The organism is Halorubellus salinus, assembly GCF_020567525.1.
GTDB lineage: Archaea > Halobacteriota > Halobacteria > Halobacteriales > Natrialbaceae > Halorubellus > Halorubellus salinus.
In genome coordinates this window covers 789836-814013 of record NZ_JAJCVI010000001.1, presented here as the reverse complement: position 1 = coordinate 814013, position 24178 = coordinate 789836, and the positions used below count along the sequence as shown (strand labels likewise).

Here is a 24178-nt window from a genome sequence, read left to right as displayed (position 1 = left end):
CCGGCATTGGCCGCGCGACCCGACTCGCCGCCCCGGGACCCGGTCGGTCGCGAGCACCGGCCGCGAGGCACGCGTTTTCAAGTCCCTCCGGCGTGACGGCCGAGGTATGGAGACGCTACACGGGCGCGTCCGCCTGCAGTGGTCGCTGCGCGCGCTCATCCTCGCCGCCGTCCTCGCCGGTCTCGCGTACGGTGCCACCCTGCTGCTCGAGTGGCTGCCGCAGGTCCCGCTCGTCGTCGGCGCGTTCACCGTCGTCGCCGTGCTCGGCGTCGCACACGCGTTCGCGCACTACCGCCGCTGGCGGTTCGACCTGGAAGCTGACGCGATCTACCTCGTCCGCGGCGTCGTCACGCACGTCGACACCGCCGTCCCGTACGTGCGCGTCCAGCACGTCGACACCCAGCGCACGCCACTCGACCGCGCACTCGGCATCTCCCGCGTCGTCGTCTACACGGCTGGTTCCAGGGGTGCCGACGTCACCATCCCCGGCCTCACCGTCGAGCGCGCACGCACGCTCCGGAACGAACTCCGCGAACTCGCCGTCGACGCCGAACCCGACGACGCCGTCTAGCCATGTCGATGGAACGCCTCCACCCGCTCTCGGCGGTCATCCGCGTGCTCTCCTACGGCGTGAACGGGTTCCTCATCCCGACGTTCCTCGCGTTCGTCGGCGGGAACGTCCTCGGCGACCTCGTCGGCATCGAGCTGCCTGCGACCGACCTCCTCGTCGTCCTCGCACCGCTCGGGCTCGCCGTCGGCGCGACCTACGGCTACCTCACCTACCGGCGGTTCTCGTACGAACTCACGCCCGACACGTTCGACATCGCGCGCGGCGTCCTCGGCCGCACCGAACGCGAGATACCTATCCGTCGCATCCAGAACGTCGACGTCCAGCAGAACGTCTTCCACCAGCTCTTCGACGTCGCCGTCGTCCGCATCGAGACCGCGGGCGGCGGCGCCACCGAAGCGACGCTCTCCGTCGTCGACATCGACGAGGCGCGCGCCATCCAGCGCGGCATCCGCGAACGCCGCGCGCGCCTCCGAGAGTCGAACGGCGCGGACGCGACCGCTGCGGAGCCGACCGACGCCGACGCGACTACCGCGGGCCCGACCGACGCCGACGCGACCACCGCGGGCCCGACCGACGCGGAGACGACCGCTGCGGACTCGGTCGCGGACGAACCGGCGGCGACCGCGGACGAGACGTCGCGGGCGCGCCGCGAGGACGCGCTCGGAGAAGACGGTGCGCACGACGACGCACTCGCCCACGGCGCCGAGGACTGGAACGACCCCGCGGGCGTCTGGGACGACGAGGAGGACTACGACCAACTGCTCGCGCTCAGGTTCGCGGACCTCCTCGTGCTCGCCGCGACGAACTTCCAGCTCGGGTCGCTCCTGTTCATCCTCGTCGGATTCCCGCTCGCCGGCGACGTCGCGACGAACGTCCTGCTCGCCGCCGCCGAACCGTTCGGCGGCCCCGCGAGCCTCGACCCGAACGTGGTGACGCCCGACCAGTACTTCGTCCTCGGCGGCGTCGCCGGCCCGCTCGTCCTCGTCGGCGGCTACGTCCTCTCCGCGGCGCTCGCCGTCCTCGAGTACTACGAGTTCGAACTCGGCCGTCGCGGGAACGACCTCGTCTACGAGCGCGGTCTCCTCCAGCGGTACTCGGGCTCGATCCCGACGGACAAGATACAGACGCTCACCGTCCGCGAGACCGCGCCGATGCGCTGGCTCGGGTACGCCGCGCTCGACGTCGAGACTGCCGGGTACGCCGGTGGAGGCGGGAACGCCGGCACGCAAGCCGCAGTTCCGGTCGCCACGCGCGACCGCGTCCTCGACCTCGCCGACGACCTCTTCGCGTACGACGACCCGGGACTGGAGCGCCCACCGAAGCGCGCTCGCGAACGCTACGCGGTCCGGTACTCGCTCGTCGTCCTCGCCGCCGTCGCCGTCGCGTACGCCGGCGCGCAACTCTACCCGTCGTTCACGCTCTGGTACGTCCCCGCGATCGCACTCCTCGCGGTCCCACCCGCCGCTCACCTCAAGTGGGCGCATCGCGGCTACGCCGTCCGCGACGACCACGTCGTCGTCCGCACCGGCTTCTGGCGTCGCCGCACGTACGTCGTCCCCTACTACCGGCTCCAGACCGTCGTCGGCTCCGCCACCGTCTTCCAGCGCCGCCGGCACCTCGCGTCGCTCGTCGCCGACACCGCCAGCTCAGCGACGCTCTCGCGGTCGTCGCCGACCGCCCACGACCTCGACGCCGACGACGTCGACCGCCTCCAGCACGAACTCAGGGACCGACTGCAAGCGCACCTCGGCGGGGACCACGCCGACGAACCCCCGGGCGACCACGTCGACGGCGGCGACGGCCCCGACGACCACGGTGGCGCGACACCGACGTCCGACTGACACCCCGCCCGCACACCGCTGCCACGACGCACTCCTCGACGCGAACGACGCACTTCTCGACGCGAACGACACACTCCCCGGCGCGAACGACGTCACCACCGACGACGCATCGCTCACCGCTACCCAGCGACCGACGACAGAAAAGACGCGACGACCGGGTCAGACGTGCTTGCCGAGCGTCTCGACCTGCTCGAGCGACCGGTTCTTCACCGCCTCGCCGGACGACTCGTCGAACAGGTGCACGGCCTCCTCCGGGATGTGCGCCGTGACCGGCTGTCCGGCCTCGACCTGCTGCATCCCGCCGACCGTGACGACGAACGTCTCGTCGTCCTCGTCGGGCTCCCCACCCGTGTCGAACGTGAGGTAGACGTTGTTCTCGTCGCCCATCGGCTCGACGACGTCCACGACAGTCTCGAAGTCGTGCTCGCCGGTCGCGCCATCGGTCGACAACGTCACGTCCTCCGGCCGGATCCCCAACCGGAGGTTCGTGCGGTCACCGATCTCCTGGAGCGTCTCGTCGCTCACCGGGTACGTGAAGTCGGCCGCACGCAACTGGTTCCCCTGGACCTCCACGTCGAAGAAGTTCATCGACGGATCGCCGATGAACCCCGCGACGAACTCGTTCGACGGCTCGTGATAGCACTCCAGGGGCGTCCCCGCCTGCTGGAGGCGGCCGTCGTCGAGCACCGCGATACGGTCACTCATCGTCATCGCCTCCGTCTGGTCGTGCGTCACGTACACCGTCGTCACGCCGAGGTCCTCCTGGATGCGCTGGAGCTCCGTCCGCATCTTCGACCGCAGCTTCGCGTCCAGGTTCGACAACGGCTCGTCCATCAGGAACACCGCCGGGTCACGGACGATCGCGCGACCGAGCGCGACACGCTGCTGCTGGCCGCCCGAGAGCTCGCGCGGCTTCCGACCGAGCAACTCCTCGATACCCATCATCGATGCCGCCGACGACACGCGCTCGTCGATCTCGTCGTCACCCATCGACGTGGACTCCTCCAGGCCGAACGCCATGTTCTCCCGCACCGTCATGTGCGGGTACAGCGCGTACGACTGGAACACCATCGCGATATCGCGCTCCTTGGGCTCCTTGTCGTTCATGACCTCACCACCCAGGCGGATCTCGCCGTCCGTGATGGTCTCGAGGCCAGCGATCATCCGCAGGGTCGTGGACTTCCCACACCCCGACGGACCGACGAGCACGAGGAACTCACCGTCGCGGATGTCGACCGACACGTCGTCGACCGCCACGATGTGGTTCCCGTCATCCTCGACGAACACCTTGCTAACGTTATCGAGCGTCAGTTCTGCCATACGTAATCACTCCTGTCGTTCGTCTCCGCGCGGAACCACTTGCCGACGGTGCGATTCCGGGTCACGTCGCGATCCCCTCCGCGAACTGCTCGCCGAAGAAGATGTACACGAGCAGCGTCGGGAGCGCCGTCAGGAACGCCCCAGCCATCTTCAGGCCGATACCGACGCTACTCAGGTTGTTCCCGAGCTGTGCGAGCACGACCGTCACCATCGCACCGTCGCCACTCCCGACGAGGACGAGCGCGAACAGGACGTCGTTCCAGATCTGCGTGAACTGGTAGATGAGCACGACCGCGAACATCGGCCCCGACAGCGGCAGGATGAGGCGACGATAGATGCGGGCGATGCTCGCCCCGTCCAGTCGCGCCGCCTCGATCATCTCGTCGTTCAGGTCGAGGTAGAACGTCCGGAACAGGAGCGTGCAGATCGGGAGCCCGTACGCGACGTGCGTGATGATGAGCTCCAGGACGTTGAAGTGGTACTGCTCGATGCCCGGCGTCAGCAGCCAGACGGGCTCGAACCACGTCTCCAGGGGTACGATACTCCCCCAGAACTTCGACACCGGGATGAGGACCGCCTGGTAGGGAATGAAGATCCCCGCGATGAACAACGCCAGGATACCGACCTGTCCCTTCCAGTCGACGTTCGTCAACCCGTACGCCGCCATACTCCCCATGAGCGCCGACAGTACCGTCGCCGGGATCGTCAGGAGGAACGAGTTCACGAACCCGTGCCCGAGCGCGTCGAACGCTCGCGCGTACTTCGCGGTCGTGAACTGCTCGACCGGCGGCAGGAACGGCGCGCTCGAGAACGGGTCCGCCTTCAACGACGTCATCAACCCGGTCTCTATCGGGAGGAGGTAGAACGCAACCAGTCCCCCGAGGACCGCGTACAGTGCCACTCGTTCGGTGTCGACGCCGACGTCGGTCTCCTCCGGCGTGACTGTCTCGGTACTCATAGTTGACCACTCCGGTACTGGTAGGTGAGGTACGGCGCGACGACGCCGAGCGCGAGCACGAACAGCATGATGCCGATCGCTGCCGCGTACGCGAAGTGTCCGTTACTGAACGCTTCGCGCATCATCAGCGTCGCGAGGATGTCAGTCCCCTTGTACGGCAGGTACGTGCCGCGGAGCGCGTACAGGAAGTCGAACGCCTTCAACGCGAACACCATCAGGACGACCGTCGCGGAGATCGTCGACCCCTTCAACTGGGGGACGATGACGCGCCAGTACATCTTGAAGGTGCTCGCACCGTCGACGCGAGCGGCCTCGTAGTGCTCGGTCGGAATCGCGCGCAGGCCGGCGAGGTAGACGACCATCGTGTACCCGCTGAACTGCCAGATGAGCGCGAAGATGACCGCCGGCAACGCCAACTCGGGGTTCGAGAACCAGCGGACCTTGTCCACGAACGGCAGGACGTCCAGGAAGAGGTTCACGACGCCGTTGTCGAAGTTGTACATCCACAGCCAGAACTGCGCCGTCACGACGAACGACAGGCTCATCGGGAGCAGGTAGATCGTCCGGAACGTGTTCTCGAAGCGGATGTTGCGGTCGACGAGGATGGCGACGACGAGCCCGAGCACGAGCGACACGAGCGTGAACGCGACGAGGAGCACGAACGTGTTCACGGTCGCGTTCACGAACGAATCGCTCGTGAACGCCTGGACGTACATGTCGAAGTCCAGGTCCGAGTAATCCGGCGAGCCGAGCCCGACCGGGTCCGTCAGCGACAGCATGAAGTTCCAGATGATGGCGCCGTACACGAACAACGCCATCAGCAGGAACGCCGGCAGCCAGAACGGCATCGACTCCCGGAACTGCTGGTTCGCCAGGTTCCGTTTGAGCGCGGCTATCGGGCCACTTCCCTGGGTATCGACGGGCTCACCGCCGTCCGCGCGGACCTCGTCCTCGGCGCTTCCCAAGCGACCTACGAGGCGTTTCGCGTCTCTTGCTAAATCACGCATAAATGAGGGCGTCGGTGTGCCGCCTTAGTTCCCGACGGCACTCATGAACGCCGTCGCGGTGGCGTCCACGGTGTCGGAGGTGTGATCGAACTTGTCGCTGAGCGCCGTCGAGAGCGCGCTGAGCTGTGCCTTCGGGACGGCGAGGCCGTGCGCGAGCGACGGCGGCTGGCTGTCGGAGTTCGTGAACTCCTCGAACTGCTGGGTCTGGAACGCCGGGAACTCGTCCATCGAGACGTCGCTCCGCGGCGGGATCGAACCCTTCTGCTTGTTGAAGCGCTTCTGGGCGTCCTTCGACGCGCAGTACTTGAGCCAGTTCTTCGTGCCTTCCGGCGACGGGTTGTTCGTCGGGTACACCCACGAGTCCATGTTCAGCTGGTAGACGCCTTCCGTGCCCGGATACGGCACGTGACCCCAGCCCGCCTCGAACTCGAAGTCACTGCCCTGGAACATCCCGGCGAGCCAGTCGCCCTGATGCATGAACGCCGCGTTCCCCTTCTGGACCATCGTCCCAGCCTCCTGGAAGCTGATGGAAGAGGCGTCGTCGGGCATGTACTCGGCGTACGAGGCGAGGGTCTCCAGGGACTTCGCGACCTGGGCCTTCTTCCCGTTCCCGTTGATGAACTTGTCGTACGCGCCGGAGCCGTGCTGGCCGATGAAGACCGTCGCGAACAGCTGGAGGCTCGTCCACGGGCCCTTCAGCGAGTGCGCGTACCCGACGGCGTCCGTCTCGGACTCGACGGTCTCGAGTGCGTCGACGAGCGCGTTCGGACTGTCGATGGAGGCGGGGTCGACGCCCGCGCTCTCCACGACCGACTTGTTGTAGAACAGGTTGTTGATGCGGTGGATGTTCGTCGGCACCGCGACGAACGTCCCGTCGACCTTCGCGGCGTCCATCGGGCCCTTGAGGTACGCGTCGCGGACCTCGTCGGTCCAGACGGAGTCACCGATGTCGCCGAACGCGTCGGCGTCCGTGAACTGCTGGAGGTTCGCGCCCGGCCAGTCGGCCCACGAGCTCGGCGGGTCGTCGTTCTTCACGCGCTGCTGGACCTTCGTGTTGAGCGAGGTGTTCGCGGAGCCGCCGATCGCCTGCACGTTGAGTTCGGCGTCGGGGTACTCCTCTTCGAAGCCTTCGCGCATCGAGTCGAACGCGGCCTTCCCGTCGCCGCCACTCCACCCGTGGAGGAGTTCGACGGTCGAGGTGCCGCCGGTCAGGCTGCTGAGGCAGCCCGAGAGTCCGGTGAGGCCCGCTGCGCCGGCTGCGCCGGTCGTCTTGAGGACGGTGCGTCTGGAGACGTCTGCTGTGTTGTCGTGTTCTGTCATGCCACCACGCGTCTCTGTGAGAGACTCACCCATGCATAACTACGCGCATCACTTAAGGTTTCCCCAAATTTATTCGAGACCGAGTGAATAACCAGGGTCGGTCGCGTCGCGGCCGCGACCACGCTGACCCCAGCACACGAACACCCAGCGCATCCCCGCACAAAAACCACCGCACACCAGCACGCGCTACCGGTTCGAATCGCCACCCGACGCCAGCCAACGACCGCGTGGGAACCGGACACAGTCGGCCCGCGTTCCGTGGGGCTTAAGTATAGGACCGGAGTATCAGGGAGTGCAATCGATGCAGGGGCATCGGCCCCGAGTCCGAGAGGGCGACGATAGACAGCATGTCGTGGTAGCCTAGCCTGGCCCAAGGCGCAGGGTTGCTAACTCTGTGGCGTAAGCCTCCGGGGTTCAAATCCCCGCCACGACGTCGGATTCCACACCACACCAGGCTGGTCGTGGAACTTCAACCGAGAGTGCATCAGCACTCCATACACGCAACACATGAGCGAAGAACAACCACAGGGCGACACCGAGGACGACGAGGACCTTCGCTACTTCGTCCGAATCGGCCAGACAGACCTCGACGGCACGAAGTCCGTCGAGCGGTCGCTCATCGAGATGAACGGTATCGGGCGACGTACGGCGAGAATCATCGCCCACGAGGCCGAGGTCGACCGGACGGCCACCTTCGGCCGACTGGACGACGACGACATCGACGCCGTCGTCGAAACCGTCGAGAACTACGCCGACGAGGTCCCGGACTGGCTCAACAACCGCCAGAAGGCCTTCTACTCCGGCGAGACCACGCACGAGGTCGGGAACGACCTCAACATGTCCCGCCGCCACGACATCAACCGCCTCAAGATGATCGAGGCGTACCGTGGCATCCGCCACAAGCGCGGACAGAAGGTCCGCGGCCAGCGGACGAAGTCCACCGGCCGCACCGAGGGTACCATCGGCGTCAACGTCGAAGAGATCCGCGAAGAACAGGCCGAAGAAGAAGCAGCGGCTGAGGACGAATAATGGCAACCGGGAACAACACCAAGGGCTACGAGACGCCGAACCACCCGTTCCAGGGCGAGCGCATCGCCGAGGAACACGGTCTCGTCGACACGTACGGCCTGAAGAACAAGGAAGAGCTCTGGCGCGTCCAGTCCCAGCTCCGTTCGTTCCGCCGCGAGGCCCGAGACCTGCTCGGGTCCGTGCAGATGGACGAGGGTGCGGAGGACGAGGACGAGGAGTTCCTCGCTCGACTCAAGCGCATCGGCGTGCTCGACGACGGCGACGAACTCGACGACGTCCTGAGCCTCGAGATCAACGACCTCCTCGAGCGCCGACTCCAGACCGTCGCGTACCGCAAGGGTCTCGCGAACACGACCCAGCAGGCGCGACAGTTCATCGTGCACGGGCACGTCACCGTGAACGGCGCTCGCGTCACGCGACCGTCGTACACGGTCTACGTGAACGAGGAGGACGCCATCGAGTTCGACGAGAACAGCGAGCTCGCGGACGAACTCCACCCCGAACGCGCGGAGGGTCAGTAACATGGCAGAGCAAGAAGACGACAAGTGGGGCATCGCCCACGTACACGCATCGTACAACAACACCGTGATGACCGTGACGGACCTCACGGGCGCCGAGACCATCGCGAAGTCCTCTGGCGGGACTGCTGTCAAGCAGAACCGCGACGAGGCGTCGCCGTACGCGGCGATGCAGATGGTCGAGAGCCTCGCTGACGAGATCCGTGCGTCCGGTATCGAGGGCCTCCACGTCCGCGTTCGCGGACCTGGCGGGAACCTCCAGAAGTCCCCGGGGCCGGGTGCGCAGGCAGCGATCCGCGCACTCGCTCGCGAGGACTTCGAGATCGGTCGCATCGAGGACGTCACACCCATCCCGCACGACGGCTCCCGAGCCCCCAAGGGCAAGGGCGGATTCTAACAAGCATGGACGAGGAATACGACGTCGAGTTCATCGAACGCGAGGAACGGTCCGCGAAGTTCCTCGTACGTGGCGTCACCCCGGCGTTCGCCAACGGTATCCGTCGCGCGATGATCGCGGACGTGCCGACGCTGGCGATCGACGAGGTGCGCTTCATCGAGAACTCGTCGGTGATGTTCGACGAGCAGATCGCGCTGCGGCTCGGACTCGTTCCACTGTCGACGCCGCCGAACGAGTTCGACGAGGACGACGTCGTGACGCTCTCGCTTGACGTCTCGGGGCCCGCGACCGCGTACTCCGGCGACATCGTGTCGTCGGACGAGATGGTCCAGCCGGCCGAGGAGAACGTCCCGATCATCGACCTCAAGGACGGGCAGCGGCTCGAACTGGAGGCCGACGCAGTGCTCAGCACTGGGAAGGACCACGCGAAGCACCAGGGCGGCGTGTCCGTGGGGTACCGACACCTCCAGCGCGTCGAGACCGTGGGCGACCGTGGCGAGTTCGAGGACGTCGACCCCGAGATCTACCGTGGCGTCATCCAGGAGGGTGACGAGCTGGTCGACACCGAGGAGTTCGACCACGACCTCACGAACCGGTATCCCGACCAGGAGGTCGCGGTGGAGGACGTCGAGCACGCGTTCGTCTTCAGCGTGGAGACGGACGGGTCGATGTCCGTCGAGGAGCTGTTCACGCGCGCCGTCGAGTCGCTCGACGCGCGCGCCGCTGAACTCGAAGACGCAGTATCGCTATAACGTAAACTATGACCCCTTCCAATCACACCCTGACGGCTGGACGAACGCTCGGTCGACCGTCGACCGACGCCGGGAGTGACGACGCCGACCGTGGCGCCGTCCCCCGTTCGTCCGCCGTAATCGAAAGTGGTTTGAAGGGGGGCACGGAACAGACAGGTGCCTACGAGGGCACGCGCAGGGATAGCCAAGTCAGGCCAACGGCGCAGCGTTCAGGGCGCTGTCCTGTAGAGGTCCGCAGGTTCAAATCCTGCTCCCTGCATCCGTTCTTCTCACATTCAGGAGGAAAGTCATGAGTAAGACGAATCCGAGGCTCAGCAGTCTCATCGCCGAGCTGAAGTCGGTGTCTCGTACAGATGACGCCGACGTTTGGAGCGACGTCGCCGATCGCCTCGAGAAGCCCCGCCGCACGCACGCGGAGGTCAATCTCGGGCGGATCGAGCGGTACGCGCAGGAAGACGAGACGGTCGTCGTCCCCGGGAAGGTCCTGGGGAGCGGCGCCCTACAGAAGTCGGTCACCGTCGCGGCGGTCGACTTCTCGTCGTCTGCCGAGACGAAGATCGAGCAGGTAGGCGAGACGCTCCAACTGGAACAGGCTATCGAACAGAACCCCGAGGGCAGCAACGTGCGGGTGATCCGATGAACACGTCCGAGTTCGACGCGGACGTCGTCGTCGACGCCCGTAACTGCATCCTGGGTCGCGTCGCGTCGCAGGTCGCGGAACGGTCGCTGGACGGCGAGTCCATCGCGGTCGTCAACGCGGAGGATGCCGTCATCACCGGTAACGAGGACGACATCATGTCGACGTACCGCAAGCGCGCGGAGATTGGGTCGGACCAGGGTCCGGCGACGATCAAGCGACCGGACCGCATCTTCAAGCGGTCCATCCGTGGGATGCTCCCCCACAAGTCCGACCGTGGTCGCGAGGCGTTCTCGAACGTCCGCGTCTACGTCGGGAATCCGTTCGACGACGACAGCGAGGTCCTCGACGGGACGTCGCTCGATCGGTTGTCGAACATCAAGTTCCTCCAGCTGTCGGAGGTCTCAGAGCAACTGGGTGCTAACGTCACATGGTAACGAACACGTCCGGGAAGAAGAAGACCGCTATCGCGCGGGCGACCGTCTCCGACGGGGAGGGTCGCGTCCGAATCAACAGCAAGCCCGTCGAGCTGGTCGAGCCGGAGATGGCTCGCCTGAAGATGCTGGAGCCGTTCCGCATCGTCGACGGCGTGCGTGACGACGTCGACGTCGACGTCTCCGTGCAGGGTGGCGGGTTCGCCGGACAGGCGGACGCCGTCCGCACGGCGATCGCGCGCGGTATCGTCCAGCACAGCGGCGACGCGGAGCTTCGCGACGCGTATCGCGAGTTCGACCGGTCGCTGCTCGTGAACGACGTGCGCCAGTCCGAACCCAAGAAGTGGGGCGGACCGGGTGCGCGTGCGCGCTACCAGAAGTCCTACCGCTAAGGTGATCCAGTCATGATGGTACCAGTCCGGTGTTTCACGTGCGGTAACGTCGTGGGTGAGCACTGGGAGGAGTTCAAGGCGCGGTCTCGCGAGGGCGACGAGGACCCCGAGATGGTCCTCGACGAGCTCGGCATCGACCGGTACTGCTGCCGGCGGATGCTCGTGAGTCACAAGGACCTCGTGGACATCGTCTCCCCTTACCAGTGATGCCCGGGAAACAGCGTTACAATCGGTACGAGAAGGCCCGTATCCTGGGTGCGCGAGCGCTCCAGGTGTCGTACGGGGCGCCCGTACTGATCGAGACGGACCAGACGGAGCCCATCCTCATCGCGGCCGAGGAGTACGACGCAGGGGCACTGCCCTTTACGGTGCGTCGGGGTCGAGGTGACGAGTAGATGACGCGCATCACGGACGTCCGGCTGCGGCGCGTGCTCGATTCGCGCGGGAACGCGACCGTGGAAGCCGACGTGTTGACGGAGAGTGGTGGTTTTGGTCGTGCGGCGGCGCCCAGTGGGGCGTCGACGGGCGAGTACGAGGCAATCGAGTTGCCGCCGTCGGAGGCGATCGCGAAGGCTCGCGAGCTCGCTGTCCCTCGACTACAGGGCGGCGTGTACGCGGGGAATCAGCGCGACGTCGACGCGGCGTTGCATGCGGCCGATGGCACCGACGACTTCGGCGTCATCGGTGCGAACAGTGCGGTCGCGATCTCGATGGCGGCTGCGAAGGCGGGTGCCGACGTGCTCGGCGCGCCGCTGTTCCAGCATCTCGGTGGGGCGTTCCGTGGTGGGTCGTTCCCGACGCCGCTCGGGAACGTCGTCGGTGGTGGCGAGCACGCGGCCGATGCGACGCACATCCAGGAGTTCCTCGCTGCACCGGTTGGTGCGCCGAGTGTCGCGGACGCGGTGTTCGCGAACGCGGCGGTCCACGCCGAGGTCGCGGACCTGCTGGACGAGCGAGACGTCGCCTGCGGGAAGGGCGACGAGGGCGCGTGGGCGCCGAGTATCGACGACGCGGAGGCGTTCGAGATAGTCGACGAGGCGACGAGTACGGTCGCTGACGAGTTCGGGTTCGAGATCGGGTTCGGGCTCGACGTTGCCGGTGCGGAGTTGTACGACGCCGAGGAAGACGCCTACGTGTACGGTGACGAGGTGCGCTCCACGGAGGAGCAGGTCGGTTACATCGCTGGTCTCGTCGACGAGTACGACCTCGTGTACGTCGAGGACCCGCTCGACGAGGACGCGTACGACGCGTTCGCGGACCTCACGGACCGCGTCGGTGACCGCACGCTCGTGTGCGGTGACGACCTGTTCGTGACGAACACCGAGCGGTTGCAGGACGGTATCGACGCCGGAGCTGGGAACAGTATCCTCGTGAAGCCGAACCAGATCGGGACGTTGTCGGATGCGTTCGACGCGATCGAACTGGCGGTCCGGCACGGGTACGACCCGGTCGTCTCGCATCGGAGCGGTGAGACGGAGGATACGACCATCGCACACCTCGCCGTGGCGACTGACGCGCCGTTCATCAAGACGGGCGCGGTCGGTGGCGAGCGAACCGCGAAGCTGAACGAACTCATCCGAATCGCAGACGACGCATTATGACAGCACAAGACGACGAAGGGCTCGATGCCGCCGAAGAGGAGATCGAGGCGGAGCCCGCGGAGGGCGCCGGTCCGGCGGCCGAAGCGGACGACGTCGAGCCCGTGACTGACGAAGAGAGCGCCGAGGCCGAAGAGGCCGAGGCCGAGACAGACGCGGGCCCCGCGCTCGACGACGACGTCATGGGCGACGAGGAGGCTGACCTCCTCATCCCCGTCGAGGATTACCTCGGCGCTGGCGTCCACATCGGGACCCAGCAGAAGACGAAGGACATGGAGCGGTTCATTCACCGCGTCCGCACGGACGGCCTGTACGTCCTGGACGTGGCGAAGACCGACTCTCGCATCCGTACGGCCGCGGACTTCCTGGCGAACTACTCGCCCGAGCAGATCCTCGTGACGAGTTCGCGCCAGTACGGTCGGTTCCCCGCGGAGAAGTTCGCGGAGGCCGTCGGCGCTCGCGCTCGCACGGGCCGGTTCATCCCGGGGACGCTCACGAACCCGAAGTACGACGGCTACATCGAGCCGGACGTGCTCGTCGTGACGGACCCGATCGGTGACGCGCAGGCGGTGAAGGAGGCTATCACGGTCGGTATCCCCGTCATCGCGATGTGTGACTCGAACAACCAGACCAGTAACGTGGACCTCGTCGTTCCGACGAACAACAAGGGTCGAAAGGCCCTGTCGGTCGTCTACTGGCTGCTCGCGAACGAGACGCTCGACCGCCGTGGGGCGGAGCCGGCGTACTCGCTCGACGACTTCGAGTCCGGTATCTGAACCGCCCGGGATTTCGTTTCTCGCGTTCGCTGTCCGCGTAGCGGTGCGGCCGGCGAGCGGTCGGTTCCGTCGGTGTGCTGCGGGGTCGTTGGTCGTGAGTGGTGCGTTCGGGAGTCCTGTTGCTGATGGGCGTGTTCTGGAGTGCCCTCGCTGTCTGGTGAAGTGGTCGAGAATGGGGACGGAACGAGGGTCGGTCAGTCGCTGTCGTCGACCGTTGCGTCGAGGTCGGTGTCGGTGGTCTGGTCGGGGTCGTCGGTCGCGTCGGTGTCTGCGTCGATGATCTCGTCGAGTGCGGTGTCGGGGTCGTCGGGCATCGGGTCGGCGGTGTCGTCCGTGAGCGCGCTCGGTTGGCCGTCGTGGAGTTCCGCGTGGTCGTCGGGCGCGTCGTCGGTGCTGGCGTCGGTCGTGAAGCGGTCGAGGGCGTCGCTGAGCGTGCTGGCGTTCGTCGCCAGGTTGCTCGCGCTCCGGGAGACCTCGGTGAGTGCGGTCGTCTGTTCTTCGGCGGCGGCGGCGACGTTCTCGGACTCCGCAGTGGTCTCCTCGCTGATGGTCGCGGCGTCGTCGACCATCGCGACGACCTCCTGCGTGCTCGCGGCCTGCTGTTCGGTGGCGGCCGATATCTCCTGGACGCCCGTGTTCGTCTCCTGTGCGTAGTCCGCGATCTCGTCGAGTGCGGCGACGGCGTTCTCGATGCTGCTGGCGTTCTCCTCGACGCGTTCGCTCGTCCGCTGGACCTCGTGGGCGGTCCGCTCGGTCTGGTCCTGGATGCGTTCCAGGCGGCTCTCGATGTCCTCCGCAGCGTCCTTCGCCTCGCTCGCCAGGTCCTTGACCTCCTGGGCGACGACCGCGAACCCTTCACCACCGGCGTCGCCGGCCGCGCCGCCGCGGGACGCTTCGATGTTCGCGTTCAGCGCGAGCATGTTCGTCTCCTTCGCGATGTTGCCGATGAACTCGATGAGCTCGTCGATCTCGCTCATCTCGCTCTCGAGGTCCTCGATGGCGTCGACGGCGTCCGTCGAGTCGGTCTGGAGTTCCCGCATCCCTTCGATAGCGGCTTCGGCGGCTTCTCGACCTTCGCGACCCGTCTCGGCGGTGCGTTCGGCGAGGTCCGCGACCTCGTTCGAGGACGCCGCGATCTCCTCGGTCGTCGTCGAGAGCTGCTCCATCTCGCCGCTGACGGACTGCAGGCTCTCATTCTGGCGTTCCGCGCCATCGGAGATCTCCTGGATGGACTCCGTGACCTGTTCGCTCGCGGACCGCACCTCCTCGCTGGAGGCGGTGACCTCCTCGCTGGCGGTCGCGACCTCGCTCGCGAACGCCTTCACCTCGGCGGTGGTGCGTTCGATCTCGGCGACCATGTCGTTGAACTCGACGGCGATGGATTCCATCGCGGCGCTCTCGGAGTCGGCGCTCATGCGTTCGGTGAGGTCGCCGTCGGCGCACGCCTGCATGACGGTGGCGTACTCGTCGGCTTTCCGTTCGAGGTGTGCGGTGAGCGCTTCCGCGTCGGCGCGTGCCTCCTCGGCGTCGGTGCGTGCTTCCTGGGCTTGGCGTATCTGGTCGCGGAGCGAGTTCCGCATGTTGTCGAACCCGTCGTAGAGCCGGCCGTACTCGTCGATGCGTTCGTGCGTGAGGGAGACGCTGAGGTCGCCTTCCTCCATCGCTGCGGCCTTGTCGCGGAGGCGCTGGAGGGGGCGCGTGGTCTGGCGAACGATGACGGTTCCGACGACGAGCAGCGAGACGAGGGCGGCGGCGACGAGCCCGCCGACGTTCATCGCGACGGTGTCGCGGACGGCGAACGCGGACGCTTCGGGCTGGGAGCTGACGACGACCCAGTCCGTGCTCGGGACTGGCGCGTACGCCTGGACGGTGTCGCCGCGGACGCGGAACGCGGGCTGGCCGGCGACGGCGTCCTGGAAGCCGCTGCGGACGACCGCGGTCTCGTCGCCGACGACGGGTTCGCGGTCGGTGGTGAGGACGTTCGTGGTCTGGTCGCCGGGTGCGCGGAGGTCGGTGACGAAGTCCTCGAAGCTCCCGACGACGACGACGGCGAGGTCTTCGTTCCCGGGGACGAGGCTGGCGTACGCCATGACGGCCTGGTTGTCGAACGCGGGGAGGTACGCGCGTTCGGTCGCCCAGACGTCGTCGCTGGACCGGAAGTCGTCGGCCTGGAGGCCGGTCCAGGCGCCGTCAGCGGCGTCGAGCCCCTGGCTGCGGAGGGACGTGGAGGTGGTGGTGACGAGTTCGTCGTTGGCGACGTTCACGACGTGGACGTTCACGACGACGGAACGTCCGCCGGTGTTGTACCGTGACTTTTCGGTTTTGGCGTAGTCGAGGATGGCGTCGGTGCTCGCGGAGTCGTTCCGGAGGACGTCGCTGTCGGAGATGGCGGACGTGCTCGCGCGCCGGTCGGCGCTCCATTCGTTGATGGCGTCGGCGTGGATCGTCGCGGTGGCTTTGAGGTTCTCTTCGGTCTGGGTCTGGACGCGCTGTTCGGTCTGGTAATAGCTGAACGCGCCAGCCCCGGCGACGACTGCGAGCACGACGAGGAGGAGGACGAAGAGCTTCAGTCCGAATCGTCTGCGGAGGAAGTTCGGTGCGATGCGTGCGCGTAGGCTCGGCCCGGTCGATGCGTCATCTTGGTCCTCGTCCTCACTTGACATACGTTCGTGGTGTATAGTCCGATACCGTCAATAAACCCTTGGGCTGTAAAGGGATGGTTTATTATCGTTTCGGAGTTCCGGCCGACACGCTTCGCGACTCGCAGGTGAGGGATCCGTGACTGCGACCAGACCGCCCCGCGGAGCTGTTGGTTCGCGGTACGGATTCGCGCGGCGGCTGGTTGCGCGAAGGGCGGTCGCGTGGCGGCTGGTCGCGCGGAGAGTGGCCGCGCGAGGGCTCGACGGGCGGTCGTCTCGTGGGGAACTGGCAACACTCTTTTTCCCGGGTGCGAATGGTCGCGTATGGTAACTGCGAGTGCGCCCGGGAAGGTCTACCTGTTCGGGGAGCACGCCGTCGTCTACGGGGAACCTGCGGTGCCTTGCGCCATCGAGCGTCGGGCGACCGTGACCGTCGACCCCCGAGAGGACGCGCGGCTCCGCGTCGAGTCCGCGGACCTCCACATCTCCGGGTTCACCGTCGAGTACGACGCCGCCGGCGGGACAGCACCGGACGTGGACGCGCCGACGCCGCTCCTCGAGGCCGCGACGGGGTACGTCGACGCCGCGATCGAGCAGGCGCGGGACGCGGCGGACGAACCGGACGCGGGCTTCGACGTGCACGTCGAGAGCGATATCCCGCTCGGTGGTGGGCTCGGGTCGTCCGCGGCGGTCGTGGTGGCGACCATCACCGCGGCGACCGCGGCGCTCGGCGTCGACGTCGACGCCCGCGAGATAGCGGAGCGCGCGTACCGCGCGGAGAGCGCGGTCCAGGACGGCGAGGCCTCGCGCGCGGACACGTTCTGCTCGACGATGGGTGGAGCGGTCCGGGTCGCTGGCGACGACTGCCGCAAACTCGGGAACCCCGACCTGCCGTTCGTCGTCGGCTACGACGGCGGTGCGGGCGATACCGGCGAACTCGTCGCCGGGGTGCGTGCGCTCCGCGACGAGTACGACTTCGCGGCGGACACGGTCTCCGCCATCGGTGACGTCGTCCGTCGCGGCGAGACGCTCATCGCGGACGCCGACGCCGCGCCGACCGACGACACGCTCGAAGAACTCGGTGCGTTGATGAACTTCAACCACGGCTTGCTCGAGGCGCTCGGGGTGTCCTCGCGGTCGCTCGACGAGATGGTGTGGGCGGCCCGGGAGGCGGGTGCAGCGGGCGCGAAGCTCACGGGCGCCGGCGGCGGCGGATGCGTGGTCGCGCTCGACGCCAGCGAGAGCACGGAGACCGCACTCGAGTTGACGCCGACGTGCGAGGACGTCTTCCGCGCCGAACTCGCGACCGAGGGGGTGCGACTCGAATGATCGTCCTGAAGCTCGGCGGGAGCGTCGTCACGGAGAAGGATCGCGAAGAGACCGTCGACGGTGCGGCACTGGACCGCGCCGCCGAAGCCATCGCGGCGGCTCGCGAGGACGATGCCGTCGACGATGTCGTGGTCGTCCACGGCGGCGGATCGTTCGGGCATCCCCACGCGGAGACGTGGGGTGCGAGCACCACGACTGGCGTCCACGACGTCGACGGCGTCACCGCCATCCACGGCGCGATGACGACCCTGAACAAGTTCGTGCTCCGCGCACTCCACGACGCGGACGTCCCCGCCGTCCCCGTCCACCCGCTCTCCGCGGCGCACCGCGACCGCGACGGCGACCTCACGCTCCCAAGCGGCCAGGTCGCGACGCTCCTCGCCGAAGGCTTCGTCCCCGTCCTCCACGGCGACCTCGTCGCACACGAGGGCGAGGGCGCGACCGTCCTCAGCGGCGACGAGATCGTGACCTCGCTCGCGGACTCGCTCGACGCGGACCGCGTCGGCGTCTGCTCGACGGTCCCCGGCGTCCTCGACGCCGACGACGCCGTCGTCGACGAGATACGGAGCTTCGACGACGTCGAGAGCGTCCTCGGCGGGAGCGAGGCGACGGACGTCTCCGGGGGCATGGCCGGGAAAGTACGGGAACTCCTCGCGCTCGGCGCCCCCGCGAACATCTTCGACCTCGACGCCCTCCCCGCGTTCCTCGGCGGCGACGAACCAGGGACCACCGTCCACGGCGACCGCTAGGCGATCGACGGGCTACCCGTCCGGTTCGGTCACGAAGTCGAGGAGCTCCGCGGCGTCGACCTCGGGAACGAACAAGAGCCCGTCGGCTTCTCGCGAGTAGTCCAGGCCCCAGTTGCCGGCCAGGCCCGCGTCGCGGTCGTCGTCGTACAGCGGTGCGAACCCGTGGCTGTCTGCGTTCGCGAGCCACTCGGCGACTGCCGGGTCCTCGCTCGCGGCCGCGAGGTCCACGAACGCTGTGTCGTCGGTCAGTGCAGTGAGTGCGGCAGGGAGTGAGTCCGCGGGCGGGGAGTCGAGCTGCTGCGCGGGGAACGAGCGCGCTTGCGCTTCGCTGTCGGCGTCGAGCATCCGGACGGAGCCGGTACCGAACTCGACCGCCAGCACGCGGTAGTCGTCGCCGAACGCGCGGTCGAGGTGGTAGCCCAGCGGGCCGTGTTGCGGGTCAGCGTCTTCGTGGTGGTCGTTCCCGGTCCGAAGGTGGCCGTTGGCGGCGACGACTGCTATCGAGTCGTGGGGTTCGAACTCCAGCAGCCACTCGACGCTCTCGACCATCGCGCCGTCGCGACGGCCGCCGTACGTGACGCCGTGACCGTCCTCGAGGGCGACGCGTGCGAGGTCGACTGCGTACTCGAGCACTTTGACGTGGCGGCGTGCGAGTTCGAACGCGCGTTCGTCGGTCGCATCGATGTACGCCTCGCGTCGGTCGTCGAACCGGTCGGCGAGCGTCGCGACGGTCTCACCAGCGGTCTCGACGTGTGAACGAGTCCTGGTCTCGTCTGGGTCGTCGTCGCGGGTGTGCGGCTGGATGCCTTCGCCGAGCAGTTCGAGGGCGTCGCCGGTCGCGTCCCTGAAGCCGGGGTCGACTGCTTCGAGATACGACGCGACCCGTTCGGCCGGCGCGCTCGTGGACTGGACGTCGATACCGTGGACGCGAACGCGATCGCTGACCGGTCGGTCGGCGTTGAACGCGCGGAGCCACTCGAGGAACTCGCGATACGCCTCGGTCTGCCATACCCAGAACGAGAGCTCCCGCATGGCCTCCTCGGCACTTCCGATGCCACGAACGACGTACTCGTCGAGCGCCCTGACCTCGGAGGCATGTGCTTCGAGCGCGACGACGCGAAGCCCGTGCTCGCGAACCAGTTGCTTGCAGAGTCGATGCTGGAGTCGGTGGCAGTCGCGGATGCCGTGTCCGGGCTCGCCGATACCGAGGACCGTCGCGTCGGCGACCGACGCGAGGACGTCCCCGAGGCGGTTCATGCCGTCGAACTCGGGAGCGAGGAGTGGGCGAACGTGCCCGGCGAGTTCCTCGAGCGGCGGGGTGACCTGCTCCGATGGCGGGGACATGCGTTCGCCGTACCGTTCCCGGGAAGATAAACCTCGGCGCTGGCGAGCGTAGCGGCGAACACCTACGTGCCCTACCATGGGATTGATACGGGTTGGCGTCTCCTTTCCGGGCATGCCATCGGACGACCTCGCGTCGCGCGTCGAGGATGCACTCGCTGTCGACACGGCCGCGTTCCAGGAGCGGGTTCGCGAGGATGCGGCGGTCATCAAGGAGGAGCTCCGCGAGGGGACGTTCGACAACCCGCAGGCGATCGTCGGGTTCGAGTACGAGTTCTACGCGGTGAACGACGAGACGACGGCGTTGATGCGGGTGCCGCGGCGGCTCCTGGAGTTCATCGGGTTCGAGAAGGAGCTCGGATTGCACAACGCGGAGATGTCGACGAGCCCGCAGCCGTTCAACGCTCATGGGCTCAGAGCGCAGGAGTCGGAGGTGCTCGCACGCCTCGAGACCGCTCAGGAGTGCGCGAGCGCTGAAGGGATGCGGCTCGTGAGCGACGGGATGTGGACGATTCCGCCCGAGGGCGAGACGGCGACCGGGTACCTGACGGATAGCGTCGAGGACCGCGGGGTGCGTGTCGCGACGAACATGAGCGACAGTGCGCGCTATCACGCGATGGCGAACGCCGAGGAGGGCGCGGCACAGGCGGGAATGCGGTTGGACGCACCGCACGTCGACCTGGCGGCGGACACCGTGATGCCCGAGAGCCTCATCACGAGCATCCAACCGCACTATCAGGTACCTCACGCCGCGGACCTCCCCGAGTACTTCAAGTACGCGCTCCGCATCGCGGGGCCGCTGCTCGCGCTCGGCGTGAACTCGCCGTTCTTCCCGCCGGACTGCTACGACGACGACGTGGACGCGAAGACGATTCTCGACGACGCCTGGATGGGTCACCGCATCGGCGTGTTCGAGACGGTCCTGAACGCGGAGACGGGCACCACGGGGAAGGTCCGGTTCCCGCGGGACGTCGACAGCGTCGAACAGTCCGTCGACCGCATCGCCGAGGACGACACGTTCGTCCCGATGCCCGTCGAGTCCTCGAACCGGTTCGACGACAAGTTCGCGGCGTTCCGCATGAAGCACGGGACGTACTGGCGGTGGGTGCGGCCGGTGTTCGGTGGGCCGACGCGGTCGTCGGCGAACGCTCGCATCGAGTTCCGGCCGATCGCTGGCCAACCGACGGTCCGCGACGGTATCGCGTTCCAGGCGGTGTTCGCGGGCCTCATGGAGGCCTTGCCGAAGGTCGAGCATCCGGTCCTGGACCTGGACTGGTCGGTCGCGCGCGACAACTTCTACGGCGCGATGCGCGACGGCCTCGCCGCCGACACGGTCTGGATCACGAACGACGGCCAGCACACGCGCGACCTCGCGCGGACCTACGAGGACTTGCTCGCGCACGCCGAGGAGGGCCTCCAGATGCGGGGCCTGGACGAGGACGAGGCGGCGCGGTACACGCACCCGCTGAAGGCGCGCGTCCGCCGGCGGATGACGCCGGCGCGCTGGAAGCACGAACGGGTCGCTGCGGCCGTGGACGACGGCGCGTCGTTCGCGGCGGCCGTCGAGGACGCACAGCGGTCGTACGTCGACGCGCAACGCGAGACGTTGCTGTCGGCGAGCTTCGCGGAGTGGCTGCAGGGCGGTCGACAGTGACCGGGAGCGCGCCGGGTCGGCGTCCACGCCCGGTGTCGAGCGGTGAGTGGGCCGGAACGGTTTAGACGAGCGGCCGGGAACGGTCGGGTATGGTGACGTTTCTCTCCGGTGGCACCGGCACGCCGAAGTTGCTGGACGGGGCCGCGGGCGCGTTCTCGCCGGACGAGACGACGGTCGTCGCGAACACCGGCGACGACGTCGAGCTCGGTGGGCTCATCGTGTGTCCCGACGTGGACACGCTCATCTTCCAGGGTGGGGGCGTACTCGACCGCGAGCGCTGGTGGGGTATCCGCGGTGATACGACGCGAACGCACGACGCCCTCGAGGACGTGGCGGAGGCCGCGGACCTCGACACGGGCCCGCAGTTCCTCCCGAAGGACAAACAGACGGCGGGCCGGGACCTGGCGCGCTGGCGGCGGTTCTCGGGCGTCGCGGAGTTCATGGAGATCGGGGACCGCGACCGGGCGGTGCACGTGACGCGAACGAGCCTGCTCGATTCTGGCTACTCGCTCGCGGAGGTCACGGACCGGCTCGCGCGCGGGTTCGGGCTGGAACTCGACTTGCTCCCGATGACGAACGACCCCGTGTCGAGTCTCATCCACACGCCCCAGGGAATGATGCACTTCCAGGAGTTCTGGGTGGGGCGCAACGGCGAGCCGACGGTCGAGAACGTCGAGTTCCGCGGGTCGTCGAACGCCGACCCCGCGCCAGGGGTGCTCGATGCGCTCGACGACGTGGTCGTCATCGGGCCGTCGAACCCGGTGACGAGCATCGGGCCGATGCTCTCGGTCCCGGGTATCGGCGCGGCGCTCCAGGACGCGACGGTGGTCGCGGTGTCGCCGTTCCTCGGCGACGAGGCGTTCAGCGGTCCGGTCGCGCAACTCATGGACGCCGTCGGTGGCGAACCGAGCACGCAGGGGCTGGCGGGCGCGTATCCGTTCGCGGACGCGTTCGTCGTCGACGAGGACGACGACGCCTCGTTCGACGTGCCAACCGAACGGACGGACGTCCGGATCGACGACCGCGAGGACGCCAAACGCGTCGTCCAGGCGGTGACGCGCGCCATCGACGCGGCGGAGTAGCTGGTGAGTCGGTGGAATCGGCACAGCGGAGTAGCTGGTGAGTCGGTGGAACCGGCACAGCGGAGTAGCTGGTGAGTCGGTGGAATCGACGCAGTCGAGTGATTGGGCGCGCTATGGTGGGTATGCACGGTTCGTTCGACCCGCCGCTCGCGCTCGCGAGTCTCTCCGGTGACGCCGACGCCGAGTGGGCGCGAGCGGGTGCGTCGTACGCGGGTGCGGCGTTCCTCGGTGGTATCGCGCTCGACGAGCCGTCGCGAGCGGCGGCTCGCGAGCTCGTGGCGCGCGACCGCAGCGAGTTCCTTCCCGAGGATCCGTTCGCGTGGATCGACGACCAGCTCGCCGCGCTCGCGGACGTCGACGTTCGCGCTGGCGTGAACGTCCGCGCGACCGCGCCCGGTCCGATACGGGCGGCGGCGGCGGTCTGTGCGCGTCACGACGCCATCGTCGAGGTGAACGCGCACTGTCGGCAGGCCGAACTCTGCGCGGTCGGCTGCGGGGAGACGTTGCTCGCGGACACCGCACGCCTCCGCGAGTACGTCGCCGCGGCCTCGGAGACGGGTGCGACCGTCTCCGTGAAGGTCCGCGCCGGCGTCGACGACGTCGACCTCCCGGCGACCGCTCGCGCCGTCGCGGACGCCGGTGCGTCCATCCTCCACGTCGACGCGATGGACAGCGAGCCCGCGATAGCGTGCGTCGTCGACGCGGCCCCGTCGCTGTTCGTCGTCGCGAACAACGAAGTGCGGGACGAGCCGAGCGTCCGCGAGTACCTCGCGCACGGCGCGGACGCCGTCAGCGTCGGCCGTCCGAGCACCGACCCGGTCGTCCTCGAACGCGTCAGCGACGCCCTCGACGCCGTCCGCACCACGTAGTCCGCTCGGTGGAGGCCCAGGGGGGTTGGGCGGCAGGCCGTGCCGACATCCGCCGGAGTTTTTCGCGGGGAGCGCGAACGGTCTCTCGTGCAATCGACAGCCGCGAACGCCGAACTCGCGCTCCTCGTCGAGGTCGCGGGCACGCCCAAGCCCGGGAACGTCGACCGCGAGCGCGACCTCGCGGACCTCCGCTTCGAGCAGTTCCTCGCCGGTGCCGTCGGCGCGCGCCCCGGGCTGGACGCGTGCTGCGACCCGAACTTCGGGCTCGGCGACGGGTTCGAGCGCGCGGTCGCGGGGATGAGCGACCGCGCCGGGACGAACACGCAGTTCGGCGCGCTCCTCGCGCTCGCACCGCTCGTGCGGACCGCGGCGACCGGCGCTCTCTCCCGCGACCGCGTCCGCGAGACCGTCGCGGCGACGACGGTCGCCGACGCCGCCGCGTTCTACCGGGCGTTCGACCACGTCGACGTCTTCGTCGGCGACCCGCCCGGTGACGCCCCGGACCTCGACGTACGCCGCGGGAGCGACGCCGTCCCGGCCGTCGAGGACCGCGAGCTCACCCTCGCGGCGCTCATGCGCGACAGCGCGGACCGCGACGGCGTCGCCGCCGAGTGGACGACCGGCTTCGAGCGGACGTTCGCGGCCGCCGACCGGATCGCCGCGGCGGACGGCTCGCTCGGCGACCGCGCCGCCGACGCCTTCCTCGCACTCCTCGCCGCCGAACCCGACACGCTCGTCGCCGAGAAGCACGGCGACGACGTCGCCCGCGAGGTCACCGAGCGCGCCGCAGCAATCCGTGAGGACGGCGTTCCCGGCGCGCCGGACCGCGAGGCGGTGACCGCGTTCGCCGAGGACCTCGTCGACCGCGGCGTCAACCCCGGGACGACCGCCGACCTCACCGCAGGCGCGCTGTTCGTCGCGCTCGAACGCTACGGGGTGACGCCGTGACCGACCCCGAACCCGAC

Annotated in this window: 25 protein-coding genes and 2 tRNA genes; 21 read left to right on the top strand and 6 right to left on the bottom strand. The window is 68.0% G+C overall.

Translation table 11 applies throughout. The features are described from left to right. The first annotated feature begins 106 nt into the window (after positions 1–106). Positions 107–571: a PH domain-containing protein gene (locus LI336_RS04095; RefSeq protein WP_227131350.1), complete on the top strand. Its 465-nt coding sequence runs from the start codon at positions 107–109 to the stop codon at positions 569–571. A 2-nt stretch (positions 572–573) separates the two neighbouring features. After that, positions 574–2412 (top strand): PH domain-containing protein, encoded by a 1839-nt coding sequence (locus LI336_RS04090; RefSeq protein ID WP_227131349.1) that lies wholly within the window; start codon positions 574–576, stop codon positions 2410–2412. Between the two features lie 159 nt (positions 2413–2571). On the opposite strand, the gene LI336_RS04085 is transcribed toward LI336_RS04090, so the two are convergent. The 4 genes from LI336_RS04085 to LI336_RS04070 all read right to left on the bottom strand — a co-directional run bounded on the left by LI336_RS04085 (position 2572) and on the right by LI336_RS04070 (position 7017). After that, on the bottom strand, positions 2572–3732 hold the full coding sequence (locus tag LI336_RS04085) for an ABC transporter ATP-binding protein (RefSeq protein WP_227131348.1): 1161 nt from the start codon (positions 3730–3732) through the stop codon (positions 2572–2574). A 61-nt stretch (positions 3733–3793) separates the two neighbouring features. Beyond that, positions 3794–4690, bottom strand: a complete 897-nt coding sequence (locus LI336_RS04080) for a carbohydrate ABC transporter permease (protein WP_227131347.1) — start codon at positions 4688–4690, stop codon at positions 3794–3796. Beyond that, a complete protein-coding gene (locus LI336_RS04075) occupies positions 4687–5697 on the bottom strand; it encodes a carbohydrate ABC transporter permease (protein ID WP_227131346.1) in 1011 nt (336 codons plus the stop codon). Before LI336_RS04075 ends, LI336_RS04080 begins: the two co-directional genes overlap by 4 nt. Before the next feature lie 24 nt (positions 5698–5721). After that, the gene (locus tag LI336_RS04070) at positions 5722–7017 is read right to left on the bottom strand and encodes an ABC transporter substrate-binding protein (RefSeq protein ID WP_227131345.1); all 1296 of its coding nucleotides are present in this window, start codon (positions 7015–7017) and stop codon (positions 5722–5724) included. Positions 7018–7366: 349 nt separating this feature from the next. On the opposite strand from LI336_RS04070, the gene LI336_RS04065 reads away from it, so the two are divergent. The 13 genes from LI336_RS04065 to rpsB all read left to right on the top strand — a co-directional run bounded on the left by LI336_RS04065 (position 7367) and on the right by rpsB (position 13550). After that, a tRNA-Ser gene (locus LI336_RS04065) sits at positions 7367–7450 on the top strand. A 74-nt stretch (positions 7451–7524) separates the two neighbouring features. Further along, positions 7525–8046 (top strand): 30S ribosomal protein S13, encoded by a 522-nt coding sequence (locus LI336_RS04060; RefSeq protein WP_227131344.1) that lies wholly within the window; start codon positions 7525–7527, stop codon positions 8044–8046. After that, complete coding sequence (locus tag LI336_RS04055; RefSeq protein WP_227131343.1) at positions 8046–8567, top strand: 30S ribosomal protein S4; 522 nt, start codon at positions 8046–8048, stop codon at positions 8565–8567. Before LI336_RS04060 ends, LI336_RS04055 begins: the two co-directional genes overlap by 1 nt. A 1-nt stretch (position 8568) precedes the next feature. Further along, a complete protein-coding gene (locus LI336_RS04050; RefSeq protein ID WP_166037127.1) occupies positions 8569–8961 on the top strand; it encodes a 30S ribosomal protein S11 in 393 nt (130 codons plus the stop codon). Positions 8962–8966: 5 nt separating this feature from the next. Next, complete coding sequence (locus tag LI336_RS04045) at positions 8967–9713, top strand: DNA-directed RNA polymerase subunit D (protein WP_227131342.1); 747 nt, start codon at positions 8967–8969, stop codon at positions 9711–9713. A gap of 174 nt (positions 9714–9887) precedes the next feature. Continuing rightward, positions 9888–9972: transfer RNA gene (locus LI336_RS04040), tRNA-Leu, on the top strand. 30 nt (positions 9973–10002) lie between these two features. Further along, positions 10003–10353 carry a 50S ribosomal protein L18e gene (locus tag LI336_RS04035; RefSeq protein WP_227131341.1) on the top strand — a complete coding sequence of 117 codons (351 nt, stop codon included), beginning with the start codon at positions 10003–10005 and terminating at the stop codon, positions 10351–10353. Further along, on the top strand, positions 10350–10787 hold the full coding sequence (locus LI336_RS04030; protein WP_227131340.1) for a 50S ribosomal protein L13: 438 nt from the start codon (positions 10350–10352) through the stop codon (positions 10785–10787). Before LI336_RS04035 ends, LI336_RS04030 begins: the two co-directional genes overlap by 4 nt. Continuing rightward, the gene (locus LI336_RS04025; RefSeq protein ID WP_227131339.1) at positions 10781–11176 is read left to right on the top strand and encodes a 30S ribosomal protein S9; all 396 of its coding nucleotides are present in this window, start codon (positions 10781–10783) and stop codon (positions 11174–11176) included. The genes LI336_RS04030 and LI336_RS04025 overlap by 7 nt, the downstream gene beginning before the upstream one ends. A 12-nt stretch (positions 11177–11188) precedes the next feature. Further along, the gene (locus LI336_RS04020; RefSeq protein WP_227131338.1) at positions 11189–11383 is read left to right on the top strand and encodes a DNA-directed RNA polymerase subunit N; all 195 of its coding nucleotides are present in this window, start codon (positions 11189–11191) and stop codon (positions 11381–11383) included. Next, the gene (locus tag LI336_RS04015) at positions 11383–11571 is read left to right on the top strand and encodes a DNA-directed RNA polymerase subunit K (protein WP_227131337.1); all 189 of its coding nucleotides are present in this window, start codon (positions 11383–11385) and stop codon (positions 11569–11571) included. The genes LI336_RS04020 and LI336_RS04015 overlap by 1 nt, the downstream gene beginning before the upstream one ends. Then, positions 11572–12777, top strand: a complete 1206-nt coding sequence (gene eno, locus LI336_RS04010; protein WP_227131336.1) for a phosphopyruvate hydratase — start codon at positions 11572–11574, stop codon at positions 12775–12777. After that, a complete protein-coding gene (rpsB, locus tag LI336_RS04005) occupies positions 12774–13550 on the top strand; it encodes a 30S ribosomal protein S2 (protein WP_227131335.1) in 777 nt (258 codons plus the stop codon). Before eno ends, rpsB begins: the two co-directional genes overlap by 4 nt. A 194-nt stretch (positions 13551–13744) precedes the next feature. On the opposite strand, the gene LI336_RS04000 is transcribed toward rpsB, so the two are convergent. Further along, positions 13745–16213 (bottom strand): methyl-accepting chemotaxis protein, encoded by a 2469-nt coding sequence (locus LI336_RS04000; RefSeq protein WP_227131334.1) that lies wholly within the window; start codon positions 16211–16213, stop codon positions 13745–13747. A gap of 300 nt (positions 16214–16513) precedes the next feature. Here LI336_RS04000 and mvk point away from each other — a divergent pair, with 300 nt between their 5' ends. After that, a complete protein-coding gene (mvk, locus tag LI336_RS03995; protein WP_227131333.1) occupies positions 16514–17518 on the top strand; it encodes a mevalonate kinase in 1005 nt (334 codons plus the stop codon). Continuing rightward, on the top strand, positions 17515–18267 hold the full coding sequence (locus tag LI336_RS03990) for an isopentenyl phosphate kinase (protein WP_227131332.1): 753 nt from the start codon (positions 17515–17517) through the stop codon (positions 18265–18267). The genes mvk and LI336_RS03990 overlap by 4 nt, the downstream gene beginning before the upstream one ends. Before the next feature lie 12 nt (positions 18268–18279). Here LI336_RS03990 and LI336_RS03985 read toward each other — a convergent pair whose 3' ends face one another. Further along, the gene (locus tag LI336_RS03985) at positions 18280–19611 is read right to left on the bottom strand and encodes an erythromycin esterase family protein (protein WP_227131331.1); all 1332 of its coding nucleotides are present in this window, start codon (positions 19609–19611) and stop codon (positions 18280–18282) included. Between the two features lie 112 nt (positions 19612–19723). Here LI336_RS03985 and LI336_RS03980 point away from each other — a divergent pair, with 112 nt between their 5' ends. From LI336_RS03980 to LI336_RS03965, 4 genes are all read left to right on the top strand, one after another. Further along, positions 19724–21262 carry a glutamate-cysteine ligase family protein gene (locus LI336_RS03980; protein WP_227131330.1) on the top strand — a complete coding sequence of 513 codons (1539 nt, stop codon included), beginning with the start codon at positions 19724–19726 and terminating at the stop codon, positions 21260–21262. Between the two features lie 89 nt (positions 21263–21351). Next, positions 21352–22344: a 2-phospho-L-lactate transferase gene (gene cofD, locus LI336_RS03975; protein WP_227131329.1), complete on the top strand. Its 993-nt coding sequence runs from the start codon at positions 21352–21354 to the stop codon at positions 22342–22344. 122 nt (positions 22345–22466) lie between these two features. Continuing rightward, on the top strand, positions 22467–23213 hold the full coding sequence (locus LI336_RS03970) for a tRNA-dihydrouridine synthase (RefSeq protein WP_227131328.1): 747 nt from the start codon (positions 22467–22469) through the stop codon (positions 23211–23213). Between the two features lie 87 nt (positions 23214–23300). After that, a complete protein-coding gene (locus tag LI336_RS03965) occupies positions 23301–24161 on the top strand; it encodes a triphosphoribosyl-dephospho-CoA synthase (RefSeq protein WP_227131327.1) in 861 nt (286 codons plus the stop codon). Positions 24162–24178 lie beyond the last annotated feature (17 nt).